The organism is Actinopolymorpha singaporensis, assembly GCF_900104745.1.
Classification (GTDB): Bacteria; Actinomycetota; Actinomycetes; order Propionibacteriales; family Actinopolymorphaceae; genus Actinopolymorpha; species Actinopolymorpha singaporensis.
On sequence record NZ_LT629732.1, the window covers coordinates 3,571,343 to 3,585,916 of the forward strand.

Here is a 14,574-nt window from a genome sequence, read left to right on the forward strand (position 1 = left end):
GTGACCGGCACCTCCTCGACCGCGTCCGGGCGGACCGCCCGGCTCGTCGCCGGCCACTGCGGGCTGGAAGGCGTCCGCCGGGCCGTCAGCGACCCGTTGGCCCACGGCCTGCAGCCGTTGCTGGACCAGTGCCTGCCAGCTCGGCCGGGCCTGGCGCCCCCGCGCCTGCTGCGGTCGAAGTACAAGCCGGGCCGCAAGCTCACCGCGTACTACACCCTCGAGGCAGGGAGCGACTGCCGGGCTCCCCGTCATATCGCCGTCACGTGGTCGACGGTTCCGGCCGACCTCGGCGAAGCTTCGGCACTGGAACCCGAGGCGGAGGCACGCGGCCTGGTGGAGCCCTTCACCCAGCTGGTAGCCGCCTCGCCGGACGGCTGCCTCACGCTCATGACGGCCCCGATCGATCCGGCGTTCCCGGCCCTTGTCCGCCTCTACGAGCCCGGCTACGTGACCGCGACGGCCTCGAGCCTCGACCGCCGGTCCACGGCGGGCCGGGGAGAGGTCCACACCATCCGCTATCGCCCCGGCCAGCGGCATGTTCTCCGCGTCGTGACAGCCGAAGCCGCCGGACAGCTGGAAGTGTCCCCGCCGGCCTCGGGCGGAAGCATCGTCAAGGTGTACCGGGACGAGACCGGTGCGCTGGTGACCGCGGTCGCGGCGGCGCTGGACGCCGTGCTGACCGCCTCGGTGCCGGGAGTCCGGCCGGCGCGGTCGATCGGGTACGTCGAGGCCGACCGCGCGGCGTGGTGGGCAGTGGAGGACGGCGAGCCGCTGTGGCGGCGGTTGTCCGACCCACGGGCGCCCGAGATGCTCCGCAGGATCGGCCAGGCCGTGCGGTTGGTGCATGAGGCGGGACCTGTCCCGGTCGACAGCGCGCGGCCGGGAGCGGCGTCGTGGCCGGGCCAGGCGTCGGCACACCCGTGGATCCCGGCGTTGCCGCGACACGACGCGTTCGCGGAGCTGGCCGTAACCGCCCGCGCCGCCGAACACATCCACGGCCTGCTCCCACACGTCGGCGCCCGGATGCGGGACGTCATCAGCCGGCTCGGTGTCGCCCTCGACGCCCGCCCGGCCGAACCGGTTACTCTGACCCACGGGGACCTGAAGTGCGACAACCTCCTTGCCACACAGGGCGAAGTTCGGTTGATCGACCTGGACAGAGCTGCGATCGCGGAGCCCGCCCTGGACCTGGGGAAGTTCGTCGCGGACGTGTCGTGGTGGTGTGACTCACTGGGCGTGGACGCGCGGCCGGCGATCTCGGCGTTCGTCGACGGGTACGGTCCCTGCGACCGCGTCCGGCTGGCCCGGGCGCGCGACCTCGCGGTGCTCTTCCACCTCAAGCTCGCAGCCCGACGGATCCCGGTGCACCACCCGCAGTGGGCGGAGCGCGTCGTCCGCGCCGTCCGCCTGGCCGAGAACGCGGTGGCCGGAGGTGCGCGGTGAGCGCGGGAGCGTTCGCGACGGCGGACGCCTCGCTCGCCGGGCTGGATCCCGCCCTGCCGCACCTGGGCAAGGTGATGGCCGAAGCCTCCCGTACGCCGGGGTTCAGCCGACACGACACACGCTGGACGCCGGGCGAACGCTGCGTCCTCGCCTACCGGGTGACGTCTCTCGCGGGGACGGAGACGTTCGTGGCCTGGGAGGTGACGCCGGAGGGGGCGACGCGACACGACTATCGGGCCGACCCCGCGCTGCCGGGCCTGGCCGCAGCTGCCGACGAGGTGGCGGTGAGCGACCTGCTCGGGGCGCGGCTGGGCACCGGAATGGTTCGCGGCTGCGTCATCGAACCGGTGAGGTATCGCCCAGGGTCCCGCTGCGTCCTGCGGTACCGGCTCCGGACCGACGCCGGTACGCACGTGTTGTACGCCAAGGTGTTCGGGTCGACCGGGGAGAAGGCATCCGCGTCGACCGTGCCGGCCGCACTCACCGAGCTGGCGACGGCGGCCCCTCGCTGGCTGCTGGCCCGACTGGTCCTCACCTGGCCGGATCACGCCGTCCTCGTGCACGAAGGGGTCGGCGGGCGCTGTCTGTCCGACGTGCTCCGGGATCCGGCCGTGCCGCCACGTGCGCGGGCGCGGCTGGCGTACCGGCTGGGCACTCTGCTGGCCCGGCTCCACGGACTGCCTGTCGCGGCACCCACCCGGAACGGAACGGACCTCCTGCGGGTCGTCTCCGATTCGCTGGCGGCCGTGCGGAAGGTCGATCCGAACGCCGGCCGGCGGCTCACGGCGGTGCTCGACCGGCTCTCGTCCTGGCTGCCCTCGCCCGGAGCGCAGGTCCTCGGGCACGGGGGGTTCCGGCCCGGTCAGGTCGTCGCCACCGGGAACCGGTTGACGCTCCTGGACCTGGACGGCGCCTGCCGGTGCGCCGCCGAGCGCGACCTCGGCGCCGCACTCGCCCACCTGCTGTGGCAGGGGGTACGGCACGCGGGGGAGCGCCCCGCCATCGAGGCGGCGGCGCGGGCGTTCGTCGCCGGCTACGAGCAGCGGGCCGGACTGGTCGACCCCGACGCGCTGTCGTGGTGGCAGTGCCTCGCGCTGGTCTCGCTCGCGGGTCGGCGCTACCGCCGGCTCGAAGTGGACAGTTGGCACCGCGTCCCCGCCCTGCTCGACTGTCTCGAACGACTGGTCGCGGCCCTGCCCACCCGTACGCCGGCACCGCTGGCCGGACACCTCCTGGACCGGCACGCGATGACGCGGGCACTGCGACCCGAGCTCGTCCCGGTCGCCGCCGAGCCCGCGGGGCTGGACGTCACGGCCGCGCGGCAGATCAAGCACGCGCCCGGGCGGCGTACCGTCCTCCAGTACGTCGTCCGCGGTCTTCGGCCCGGCGCCCCGACCCGGCTCATCGGCAAGACGTTCGCACAGCCGCACCGAGCCGCGCTCGCCGACGCCAACCTGCGCGCGCTCGCCGACGGCCCCTTCAAGGACCGTGGCGCGCTCCGTGTACCGGAGCCGCTGCCCTCGCCCCTGGAACGCGGGCTGATGCTCTACCGGCACTGCGGCGGCGTCCCGCTCGACCGGCTGGACGGACTGCCTGCGCTCGCGGGCGTACGGGCCGCGGCACGCTGGCTGGCCCGACTGCACCGCAGCGAAGTCGTCCTCGCCCGGCGCCTCGACCTGAGGGCGGAGTCCGCCGATGCTCGTGCGTGGGCGAGTCTGGTCGCGGACCGGGAACCAGGCCTGCTCGGCCTGGCCTGGCGGCTGGCCGACGGCTGGACGCGCGCCGCGCAGCTGACTCCGCCCGGTGCCGACGTACCGATCCACAAGGACTTCCATGCGGGCCACGTCCTCGTCGACATCGCCGTGACCGTCATCGACCTGGACGAGGCCCGGATGGGCGACCCCGCACTGGACCTGGCGCACTTCTGCGCCTACCTCGACCTGCGCGCCGATCCGGCTCAGGCGGACGCGCTGCGGCGGGCGTTCCTCGACGAGTACGCCACCCTGGCCGGCCGGCCTGCCCTCGGCCGCACCGCACACTTCGGCGCGTACACCTGGCTGAAGATCGCGAAGCAACTCGTCCTGGGCACCGGACCACACCGGTGCGCAGAGGGTCCGGCGCGCAGCCGTGAGGTGGCCCGCGCACTTCAGAGGGGGCTGGAATGCCTGGACGCGTGATCCTCGTCGTGCGCAGCTGGCCGCGCCTGTCCCAGACGTTCATCCTCAACGAGGTGCTGGCGATGGAACGGCGCGGAGCCGAGCTCACCATCGTCAGCCTCGCCCACTCCAACGAGCAGCGCCGCCAATCCCAGGTTGACAAGGTGCGCGCGCCGATACTTTTCCTCGACGACGTCGGGTTCCGGGCGCGCTGGTCGCGGATCGCCGGCCACGCGCACGTCCTGGCCGCCGCCCCGGTGCGCTATGTCGCAACGCTGCTTCACGTCCTGGCCAATCCGGGACTGAGCCGGGGATACGCCACCTGCTCGGCCGTCCGTTGCTTCGGCCACGCCGTCGTGGTGGCGGTGCTGGTGCTCCGGCTGCGACGTTCCGACGCGCGGACGCCACACCTGCACGCCCACTTCGCCCACGATCCCGCCCTGGTGGGGATGCTCACGCGCCGCCTCACCGGAGTGCCGTTCAGCTTCACCGCCCACGCGCGGGACCTGTACCAGATCCCGCCGGCCAGCCTGGTCGCGCGGGCGGCCGCGGCCAACGCCGTGGTGACCTGCTGCCAGGTCAACGCCGACTACATCGCGAGGACCGTCCCGGCCGAGGTGCGGCCGCCGGTACAGGTGATTCACCACGGCGTCGAACTCGACCGCTTCTCTCCCACCCTCCGGGCTCCCGGCCGGGACCTCACGCTCGTGTCGGTCGGGCGGTTGGTGGAGAAGAAGGGGTTCGCCGACCTGCTCCGTGCCTGGGCCGCCCTGGCTGCGGCCGGCTACCGCTTCCGCGGTGAGATCTACGGCGACGGGCCGCTGCGGCGAGAGCTGACCGAACTCAGCACTCGGCTCGGGCTGGGTGAGCTGGTCTCCTTCCACGGTGAGCGGGATCGTGACGAGATCGCCCGCGCCCTCGCCCGGACCGACGTGTTCGTGCTCACTCCGTGCGTCACCGAGGACGGCGATCGCGACGGGATCCCGAACGTCCTCGTGGAGGCGATGGCCTGCGGGATCCCCGTCGTCACCACCGCGACCGGCGGCATACCCGAGCTGGTGCGGTCGGGCGAGAACGGCCTGGTCGCCCCGCCCGGTGACATGGCCGCGATCACCGCACACCTCGCCGTACTGGCGTCCGACCCGGCGTTGCGGCGCAGGCTCGGGGAGAGCGGCCGCCGAACGGTCGAGTCGGGGTACGACGTCGAGGCCGCGGCACTCGCGCTGGAGGCCGTCTTCGACCCGCGGACCCCGCTCACGGCGGAGGTGGCCTCGTGACGCGGGTTCCGCACCGTACGACGGTCCACCCGTTCCGGCCCGGCGTCGGCGCGGCCGGTCAGTCTGCCGGTGAGGCCGGGCGGTTCGCCGAAGCGCTGCTGCCGCGCGTGATGGGCCCGCGGCTGGCCGCCGCCCTGGGCGGTGCCGATGGTCGGTCCCCCCGCGCCTGCCACGTGCTGGACGCGAAGTACGAGCCCGGCCATCGGGCGGTGGTGCTTTACCAGTCCGCCGAACACCTGGTCCGCGGGGACCTGCTCGGCGACGAGATGCTCGGCGACGAGATGCTCGGCGGTGACTGGCTCGGTGACGGCCCGCTCGGCGCTGGCGGGCCGGCTCTCGCAGACGGGCCGGTCGTCGCGCCCGGCGTACGACTGTCGGTCTTTCCGTACGACCCGGACCTGCCCTGGCTGCGGCGCGTTCTGGACCCGGCCGTCCTCGCCGACCGGATGCGCGCAGCCCTCGGCGACCGGGCGTCCACCCGCAATCGGCGTTGCCGGGTTCGGCTCCTGCGCTACCGGCCCGGCAAGCGGGCGACGCTGTGGATGGAGTTCGGTCCCGGTGACCCGGCGTACGTCGTGAAGGTCTACCACGACCCCGACAAGGCGTCGGCGGTAGCGCGCGAGGGCCGCGCCCTGGCAGTGGCGCCGTCCCCCGCGGGGGTACTCCGGCTGGCGCCGCCCGTCGCCCACTTCCCCGACCTGGCGACAGTCGTGCAGGAGGCGGTACCCGGTGTGCCGCTCGAGCGCCTGTGGGCCAGGGGGAGGGCACGGCCGGCAGCCTCGGCGGCGGGTGCGGTCGCCGGGATACGCCAGGCGGCCCGGGCGCTCGCCGAACTCCACGCGTACCCGGTGATCAGCACGCGGGAGCGGCCGGTCGAACGCGAGCTACGTCGCTTCGGGCTCCGCGCGGCCCGGATCGCCACGGTCGACGAGCCGCTGGGCACGGCGCTGGCAGCGTTGGCCGAGCGGCTCCTCAGGACGCGGTCCGCCGTAGCCCACACGGGGGCGGGGAACGACGGCCTCGTGCACGGTGACTGCAAGCCGAGCCAGTTCCTGCTCGACGGTCACCGGGTGGTCATGCTCGACCTCGACCACTGTGGCGTCGCGCACCTTGCCGGAGACCTCGGCACGTTCCTCGCATCCCTTACCCAGCAGGCAGTCCGGGGCAGGCTGGTCGGAGGCAGACCCGCGGACGCCGACCTTCTCGCCGTGCTCGGTGAGGAGTTCCTCACCGCCTACATCCGCACACGCGGCGGTGGGGACGATCCCGGTGCGCGCCTGGAAGCTCGTTGGTACGAGGCGGTCGCGCTCGAACGGAAGGCCCTGCGGGCATTCGCCCGCGCACCGCGATCGCCGTTACCTGGTGCGCTCGCCGCCCAGGCACATCGATGTCTCGACAAGCTGGAAAGAACACGGCCGTGACTTCCACGATGACGCGGGGTGGCGCCTACACCCCTCCCACCGAACGCAAGGTCAGCGACCTGCGCCGCACCATGCGGCTCTTCCGGCGGTTCAAGGGCGGCAGACGTGCCTACGTGGGCGCCCTTGCCCTGTTGGCGTTCGAGGCACTGACCGCGATCGCCGAGCCGTACCCGATCGCCAGCCTGGTCGACTTCCTGCAGACCGGGCGGCCGACGCCGCGCGAGTGGGGGATTCCGGCGTTCATCCCCTCCGTCCGGATCGAGACGATCGCGGTGCTCACACTGGCGATCGTGCTGATCGCAGTGATCAACAGTGCGGCCGACTCGCTCGCCGAGGTCTGCATGGCGCGAGCCGGCCGGGTGCTCGGCTACAACATGCGGGTCGCGATGTACTCGCACCTGCAGCGGTTGTCGCTGGCCTACCACGACAAGAAGCGCACCGGTGACGTGCTGACCCGGGTCACCGGCGACGTCCTCGTACTGGAGGAGTTCGTCGTCGCGTCGATCAGCAACATCGTCGGCAGCGCGATGGTGCTGGTCGGCACGTTCGCCGTCCTGCTGTGGCAGTCGTGGAACGTCGCCCTGGTGGCGCTGTGTGTCGTACCGCTGCTGGCCGGTATCTCGCAGTACTTCTCCCGGCGGATCAAGGCCGCGTCGAAGACGCAACGCACCCGGGAAGGTGAGCTCGCCTCGACCGCGCAGGAGATGCTCACCTCCATTCGGCTCGTGCAGAGCTACGGGCGCGGCACCGTCGACCTGCAGCGGTTCTCCGGCCAGACCGAGCAGAGCATGCGCGCGTCGTTGCGGACCGCGAACGTGCAGGCGCAGTTCAGCTTCGTCATCGCCCTCGCCGAGGCGCTGGCCATCTCCGCCGTCGTCTGGATCGGCATCTTCCTGCTGGACCGGCGGGCGATCACCGTCGGCACGCTGGTGCTGTTCATCCTGCTGCTGCGCAACATGTTCAAGCCTGCCCGCAAGATCGTCAGCGAGTGGTACAAGGTCGGCAAGGTCTTCGCGAGTGTGGAGCGGATCGACGACCTGCTCGACCGTAGCGTCGACGTCCGCGACGAGCCCGACGCGGTGGCGGCCCCACCGCTCAAGGGGCGTGTGACCTTCCGGCACGTGGGCTTCCAGTACCCCGCCGAGCACGCGGACGGGTCACGTGCGAACGGCAGGCCGACGGTCCTGCGCGACGTGGACTTCGAGGTCTCACCGGGTGAGATCGTCGCCCTCGTCGGGCACAGCGGCGCGGGCAAGAGCACGATCGCGCAGTTGGTGCCCCGCCTCTACGACGCGACCAGCGGCGAGGTGCTGCTCGACGGGCACGACCTGCGCGGCCTAACGCTCGCGTCGGTGCGCAGCCAGGTGAGCCTTGTCCTGCAGGACACGGTGTTGCTGAGCGGCACCGTCGCGGAGAACATCGCCTACGGCATCGAGAACGCCACCATGGAACGCATCGAGGCGGCGGCCCGCGCGGCCAACGCCCACGGGTTCATCGAGGAACTGCCGGACGGGTACGACACCCACCTGGCCGAACGGGCCACGACGCTGTCGGGCGGACAGCGCCAGCGGCTCTCGATCGCCAGGGCCTTCATCCGGGAGACCCCGATCCTCATCCTCGACGAGCCCACGAACGGGCTCGACCGGGAGTCGACCCGCCTCGTGGTCGATGCGCTGCGCACGCTGATGCGGGGGAAAACGACCATCATCATCTCCCACGACCCGGACCTGATCCGGTTCGCCGACCGGGTTCTGGAGGTCGCCGACGGCGTGATCGTCGACGGGCCCAGGTCGTCGTACGCCACACCGCCGGACGCCACACCGCTGGACGGGTCCGGAGGCGACGGACTTTCCCGCGGGTCCGGCGGGTCCGGCGGGTCCGGCGGCGGCCCGGCCGGGAACGGCTTCCTGCCCACTCGCCCCGGTCACCGGCCGTCGATGCTCGCGGAGCCGTTGTATCCCCGACTGCCCGACCTGCGGCAGGCGACGGATCCCACCTTCGCCGCGCAGGCGGTCGAGCAGACCCTGCTGCCGCCCACTGCGACCCACTCGGTGCTCGACGCGCGAGTGGAGAAACTCTGGTACCTCCCCGACGGAACCTGCGCTCTGCGGTACGCCGTGCGGATCGCGGAGAACGTGCCCGGCAGGGCGTCGGACTGGATGCCCGAACGCACGGTGCTCGCTCGCGTCCATCCGGACAACCACGCTGCGACGGCATACGTCGAGGAGCGCCTGGAGACACTGGCCGAGCGCGTCGAGAGCCTCCATCCGGCCGGGCCGTGGCGACGGTGGGCGGGCGTGGTCGGGGGCACCGGGATCGCGGTCCACCCGTTCCCCCTGGACCCCGCGCTGCCAACCCTGGCGCGTGCCGTCGACCCGGGCGCACTGGCCGAGCTCGCAGGTGCCGGTCTCGCCGATCCCGCCGGGTCCGCCGGCTGGTCGAGCCGGGTGGTGCACTATCCGCGCGAGGGTGCCTGCGTTCTCCGCTACGAGCGGCCACCCGGCAACGGCTCCGGCCCGAAGTCCCTGTACGGGAAGGTGTACGAGGACGGTGGCGGTGAAGCGACCGCCGCGACGCTGAGGGCTCTTCGCCCTTCCGGACCGGGCACCGCGGCGGACTGCCTCCGTCTGCCCCGCCTGGTCGGCTACCTGCCCGAGCTGCGGCTGCTTCTCACCGAGGCCGTGCCGGGCGAGCCGCTGTTGCGCGCCGGGTCGTGGACCTGGTCCGCTGCCGGCTCCGCGCCGACCTCGCGGGCCGCACTCGAGTCGATGGCGAGGGCCGGGCGGGTGCTTGCCGCTCTCCACCCCCGCGAGAGCCTCGACGCCCATGCGTACTCCCGGGCCGAGGAGATTGCCGCCGTCAGGCACGACCTCGACACCGTACGGCAGGTGTGGCCGGAGGTAGCGGACCATGTGCGGTGGCACCTTGCCGGACTGCTCGACCCGATGGTCGACATACCCGACTCCGAACAGGTCCTGTGCCACGGCGACTTCACCCCGGCGCAGCTCCTGGTCGGCTCGGGCGACATGGCGTTGGTGGACCTGGACACGGTTCGCCGTGGTGAGCGCGCCGTCGACCTTGGCCGTTTCCTGGCCCACCTGCAGCTCGCGGGAACCAAGGCGGCCGGCGCCGCCGCGTGGCCCCTGCTGGACGAACTGGGCCGGGCCTTTCTGCGGGCCTACGCCGAGGCCTCCCCATCGGTGGCGCTCGAACCGGACCTGCTCGACCGGATCTCTGTGCACCGCGACGCGAGCCTCGCCCGGACCGCTCTGCGGGCCTGCCGGCAGCTCAAGGACGACCGGCTGAGAACCGCGCTGGAACTGCTCGACGACAACGACGACTGGACTCGGAGGATTACCCGATGATGCCCCTGAACGACGACCTGGTGGTCGACCCCCTGACGGCGTTCGCGTCGTTGCCGGAGTGGCTTGCCGCCTGCATGATGCCCGACCGCGTGGAGGAAGCCCTGCGGCGCCACGTACCCGAGATCGCCGACGGGCAGGTCCGGCTGTTGTCCTGCGTACCGCAGCGGTTGAGGGCGAAGGGGACGCGGTGGCTGGCGCGCTACCGGCTCCGGGTCGACCCCGGCCGAGACGGTGGCGACGGCGACGTCGTCCTCGTCGGCAATCTCTGGCCGCCGTCCGCCGAGCTGCCGGACATGGGCGCGACGGCAGACCGGCCCGGCGTGGGCGAACTGGCGGACCATCCGGTTGCGACCGACGCGCCGTTCGGCACGTCGGGCTGGAGCTGCTGGCTTCCCGAACTCCGGCTCGCACTCCACGTGGAGCTGGCCGACGAGGCGCTGCCCGCGGTGCCGTCTTTGGTCGAGCCGGACCTGGCCGCCCGGTTGATCGAGAGTGTCCTGCTCGACGCCGGCCATGGCGAGGTCAGGGTCGCGAGTTGCGCGCCGGACGTCGTTCGCTACAAGCCGGGCAGCCGGTGCACTGTGGTGGCCCGGATGACGTACGCCGAGGAGCACGCCGACCGCGGGCTGCCCGACCCCGTGGTGCTGAAAACCCACCAGGGTGACAAGGGAAACACCGCCTGGCAGGCGATGCGGGCCTTGTGGGACACGGAGTTGAGCGACGGCAAGGTGGTGACGCTGGCCGAACCGCTGGCCTATCGTCCACGGGAACGGATCCTCGTGCAGGGCCCCGTGCCGGGCGAACAGACCCTGAAGGAACTCGCCCGGACGGCCATCGCCGACGGCAGTGACCGGGCGCTCGGGCGGCTGCGGGACGAACTCGCCCGGACGGCGGTGGCACTCGCGGCACTTCACGGGTGCGGGGCGACGTATGGTCGGACGGCGACGTTCGACGAGGAGCTTGCCGAGGTCGACGAGGTGATCGCGAGGCTGGCTCAGTCGGTGCCCGAGCTGCGCCCGGCGGCGCGGCCGCTGCTCACCCGGATGCGGCAAAACGCCGGTGCCATGCCCGACGACCCGGCGGTGTGCGTCCACCACGACTTCCGCCCCGCGCAGGTACTCCTCGACAAGGGCGCCATCGGGTTCATCGACTTCGACGGCTCCTGCATGGCAGAACCCGCGCTCGACCTCGGCCGGTTCCGGGCGAAGCTGCGTGACATCGGGATCAGCGTCCTGGCGGCGAGTGGGCAGCCGATGGCCGGCACGCCGCTTTCGGACAACCTGGCTCTGCTCGACGACCTGTGCGAGGGCTTCCTGGCGGCCTACCAGGACCATGCGGCGGTCTCCCGCGACCGGGTGCTGCTGTGGGAGACGTGCGACCTGCTGACCGCCATGCTGCACGCGTGGACCAAGGTGCGGCTCGCCCGGATCGGTCCGCGGCTGACCGTCCTCACCCACCAACTGCGGTCGGCCCGGTTCGGCGACCTGACAAGCGCTGGGGAGTAGGCGCCTGCTCGGCCGAACCCGAGCCGGTCCGCAGCGTTGCCGGGACGGTGTCGATGAACGTACGAAGCCAGAGTTCGACGTTGACCAGCCGCCAGAAGGCCATCGTCTCCGCGGCTCCCTTACCGGCCACGAAGTCGTCGAAGGCGCGCAGGACGGCTTCCTGCCGCCAGTAGGGGCGGTCCCGGAAGGACGGCGAGCTGAGAATCTCCCGCAGGCTCTCGTGGATCGTCAGGAACCAGGCCCGTTCCGGCGTGGTGAATCCGATCTTGTTCCGGCGGCGGTGCACCTTGCTCGGCAGCAGGCCGGCGGTCGAGTCACGTAGCGCCCGCTTGTTCCAGCCCGCGCCGATGATGGCCGAATTGTCCAACGTCCACAGGGCCCGCAGCAGGTCCATGTCGAGGAACGGCACCCTTCCCTCCATGGAGAAGCGCATGGTGTTGCGGTCCTCATATCGCAGCAGGGCGGGCAGGCTCTGCCGGAAGAGGTCGTCCTCCAGGCGTCGCTTCACGTCGTCGCGGACCACCTGAAGGGTCTCGTCGGCGTGCGCAGCGGCGAAGTCGGGATCGAGCAGGTCGGTGATCGGCGTTCTGCTCCGCCGCCGTAACGAGTCAGCGACGCGGAACCGGCCCAGCCGCCACAACACGTCCGCCGAACGGGCGAGCTCGCCGGCGGCCCGGCGGTTGTCCCCCGACCGCCGGAGCTCACGAAGGTGGACGAGCACGTACGGCGCGTAGCCGGCGAGCAGCTCGTCCGCGCCCTGCCCGTCCAGCATCACCGTGACGTGCCGGCTCGCCTTGCGCATCACGCAGTACTGCGCGTACGGGCCGGTGGAGATCACCGGTTCCTGCTGCGTACGAACGAAGTCGGTGAGCTCGGCCACCAGCCCCTCCGGTTCGGGATACACCTTGTGCACCCGCAACCGGTCCGAGCACCGTGCGGCGACCGCGTCGACGTAGCGTTCCTCGTCGTTGATCTGCCCGGGGAAGACCGCCGAGAACGTCTGCTGGCGTGACCCGAGCGCACCTGCGTCGGAGGACTGCTGCCCGAGCAGGCGGTCGAGGCTTGCCACGATGGTGGAGGAGTCCAAGCCACCGGACAGGGCCGTTCCCACCGGTACTTCGCTGACCAGCCGGAGCCGGATCGCCGTGCTCAGCGCCCGCGCGAACCGCTCGCGAGCCGCCGCGTCGTACGGCTGCGGTCGCGAAGCCAGATCCCGCAGCTCGGCGTACAAGTGGGTGTAGGGCTCGACGGTCGCGGTGCCGTCCGGTTCGAGGATCGCCAGGTGCCCGGGCAACAGCCGGCGGATGCCGTCGAAGAACGTCCGTTCGGTGTCGTCGTGCACACGGTGGCGGAGGTAGCGGTAGACGGTCGTGTCGTCCGGGCGGCGGGGCAGCCGGCCGGTCGCCAGCAGTGCGCCGATCTCGCTGGCGAACAGAGTCTCACCGGCCGGCCCGGTGGCCAGGTGCAGTGGCTTGATCCCGAACTGGTCGCGGGCCAGGACGACCCGCCCGGTGACCGTGTCGGCGACCGCGAGGGCGAACATGCCGTTGAACCGGTCGAACGCGGCCGTACCCCAGCGTTCGTAGGCGGCCAGCACCACCTCGGTGTCGGAGTCCGTCCGAAAGGTCCGCCCCGCCATGGTGAGCTCGGCGCGCAGGTCCCGGTAGTTGTAGACCTCACCGTTGTAGCTGAGGACGTACCGGCCGTCGGGGGAGACCATCGGCTGGGCGCCCCGGGCACGGTCGATGATCGCCAGCCGCTGGTGGGCAAGACCGAACGCCCGCCCGGTGAAGGTCCCGTCCCCGTCCGGCCCCCGATGCCGCTGTGCCCGGGTCATCGCCGCCAGGACAGGCGCCCCGGTCACCTCGTCCAGGCCGACGTAACCACCGATGCCGCACACCTGAGCTCCTCCCACCGTGCCGACCGACGACAAACGACGGTATGGGTCCCACCTGTACGCAGCCTGTACGCCGGCTGTGAATGTGGGCTCCGACAGTGGTGAGCCATCGATGATGCGAGGCGGTGCTCGCTGATGACGGCGCCCGGACGGGAGTGCACGGAAGTTCGGACAGGCGTGCCCGAGACGACGGGCGCCGCCTCTCGTGTCGGAGGGGTGTCGGAGGCGGGTGGTTGACTGCCTGGCGACCGGTCTGAACCCCGAGGAGTGATCTTGCTGGCGCCGTATCGTTCTCTGTTGAGCCTGCCGGGCGCCCGGGGTTTCGTCGTGCCGGGACTCATCGGTCGTTTTCCGTTGTCGATGCTCGGTCTTGGCACCGTCTTGGTGGTCAGCCTCGAGACAGGTTCGTACACGCTGGCCGGGAGCGTGAGTGGCACGCTGGCGGTAGCCACCGCGCTGGCCGGCCCGATGACCGGATCCTTGGCCGATCGCTGGGGACAGCGGCGGGTGTTGCTGCCACTGCTGGGGATCTTCGGTGTCGCGACCGGCGCCCTGGTCGCCGCCGCGATGACCGACGAGGCCCCCACCTGGCTTCTTTTCCCCCTCGCGGTCGTCTCCGGCGCCGCCGTACCGCAGATCGGCTCGATGGCCAGGCGGCGGTGGAAAATGCTCGCCGGTGGAAGCGTTCGCTTTGACACCGCACTGTCGCTGGAGTCGGTTCTCGACGCCGGCGTCTTCGTGATCGGGCCTGTCCTGGCGGCATTCCTGGCGACGAGTGTGTGGCCAGGAGCCGGCGTGGTCGCCGCTGTCACCCTGGCGGTCCTGGGTGGTGTTCTCTTCGCGGCCCAGCACGGCACCGAGCCACCTGGCAGATCGGGAGCAGCGACAGGTTGCGAGAGGCGTACCGCCACTCCCGCCTACCGTGTCCGTGGCCTGTGGGTGCTTGTTGCCGCTCACGTGATGATGGGGGTGTGCTTCGGGACCACCGACCTGTGTGTGATCGCGTTCGCTCAACGTGAGGGTCACAGTGCCCTGGCCGGCGTACTGCTTGCTACCTTCGCGACCGGCAGCGTCATCGCCGGCATCGTGTACGGCGTCGTGCGTTGGCGCGCCCCGGTGCGGCTGCGATTCTTGCTGGCCCTGATGGCCATGGCGGCCGCGTCGGTCCCACTCGTTCTCGCCTCCACCATTCCGGTCATGGCAGCGGGTGCACTGCTGGTCGGCCTGGCGGTGTCACCCGCGCTCATCGCCGGCACCGGACTCGTCGAGCTGCTCGTGCCCACCGAGAGCCTCACCGAAGGTTTCGCCTGGCTGGCCGCAGCTGTCGGCATCGGGATCGCCCTGGGATCGGCCGTGGCAGGGGGCCTCATCGACACCTACGGCCCCAACCCCACGCTCCTGCTCACCACCTGCGCCGGCCTGACGGCATCGACGATCGCGGGAGCGGGCCGGCGATGGCTGGCCCGATAGGCCTCCGGCCGGCCTTGGAACAGGCGGCCTCACGGGCTTG

General features: G+C 71.8%; 8 protein-coding genes. 7 read left to right on the forward strand and 1 reads right to left on the reverse strand.

All coding sequences use genetic code 11. The annotated features are described in order from the left end of the window. Genes BLU27_RS16295 through BLU27_RS16320 form a run of 6 tightly spaced genes read left to right on the forward strand, consistent with a single transcriptional unit; the run spans position 1 to position 11,167 of the window. Positions 1-1,443 (forward strand): phosphotransferase family protein, encoded by a 1,443-nt coding sequence (locus BLU27_RS16295; RefSeq protein ID WP_092654545.1) that lies wholly within the window; start codon positions 1-3, stop codon positions 1,441-1,443. Continuing rightward, positions 1,440-3,620, forward strand: coding sequence for a phosphotransferase family protein (locus BLU27_RS16300; protein WP_092654546.1), 2,181 nt, complete (start codon positions 1,440-1,442; stop codon positions 3,618-3,620). Before BLU27_RS16295 ends, BLU27_RS16300 begins: the two co-directional genes overlap by 4 nt. Continuing rightward, the gene (locus tag BLU27_RS16305) at positions 3,605-4,876 is read left to right on the forward strand and encodes a glycosyltransferase family 4 protein (RefSeq protein ID WP_092654547.1); all 1,272 of its coding nucleotides are present in this window, start codon (positions 3,605-3,607) and stop codon (positions 4,874-4,876) included. The genes BLU27_RS16300 and BLU27_RS16305 overlap by 16 nt, the downstream gene beginning before the upstream one ends. Then, on the forward strand, positions 4,873-6,297 hold the full coding sequence (locus BLU27_RS16310; protein WP_092654548.1) for a phosphotransferase family protein: 1,425 nt from the start codon (positions 4,873-4,875) through the stop codon (positions 6,295-6,297). Before BLU27_RS16305 ends, BLU27_RS16310 begins: the two co-directional genes overlap by 4 nt. Then, on the forward strand, positions 6,294-9,662 hold the full coding sequence (locus BLU27_RS16315) for an ABC transporter transmembrane domain-containing protein (protein ID WP_172804965.1): 3,369 nt from the start codon (positions 6,294-6,296) through the stop codon (positions 9,660-9,662). The genes BLU27_RS16310 and BLU27_RS16315 overlap by 4 nt, the downstream gene beginning before the upstream one ends. Beyond that, complete coding sequence (locus BLU27_RS16320) at positions 9,659-11,167, forward strand: phosphotransferase (RefSeq protein ID WP_092654550.1); 1,509 nt, start codon at positions 9,659-9,661, stop codon at positions 11,165-11,167. The genes BLU27_RS16315 and BLU27_RS16320 overlap by 4 nt, the downstream gene beginning before the upstream one ends. Here BLU27_RS16320 and asnB read toward each other — a convergent pair. Further along, positions 11,112-13,067, reverse strand: a complete 1,956-nt coding sequence (gene asnB, locus BLU27_RS16325) for an asparagine synthase (glutamine-hydrolyzing) (protein ID WP_092654551.1) — start codon at positions 13,065-13,067, stop codon at positions 11,112-11,114. The two genes, BLU27_RS16320 and asnB, sit on opposite strands and share 56 nt — an antisense overlap. 294 nt (positions 13,068-13,361) lie before the next feature. Between asnB and BLU27_RS16330 the strand changes: the two genes are divergently transcribed. After that, positions 13,362-14,534, forward strand: a complete 1,173-nt coding sequence (locus BLU27_RS16330; protein WP_157728581.1) for an MFS transporter — start codon at positions 13,362-13,364, stop codon at positions 14,532-14,534. The last annotated feature ends 40 nt before the right edge of the window (positions 14,535-14,574 follow it).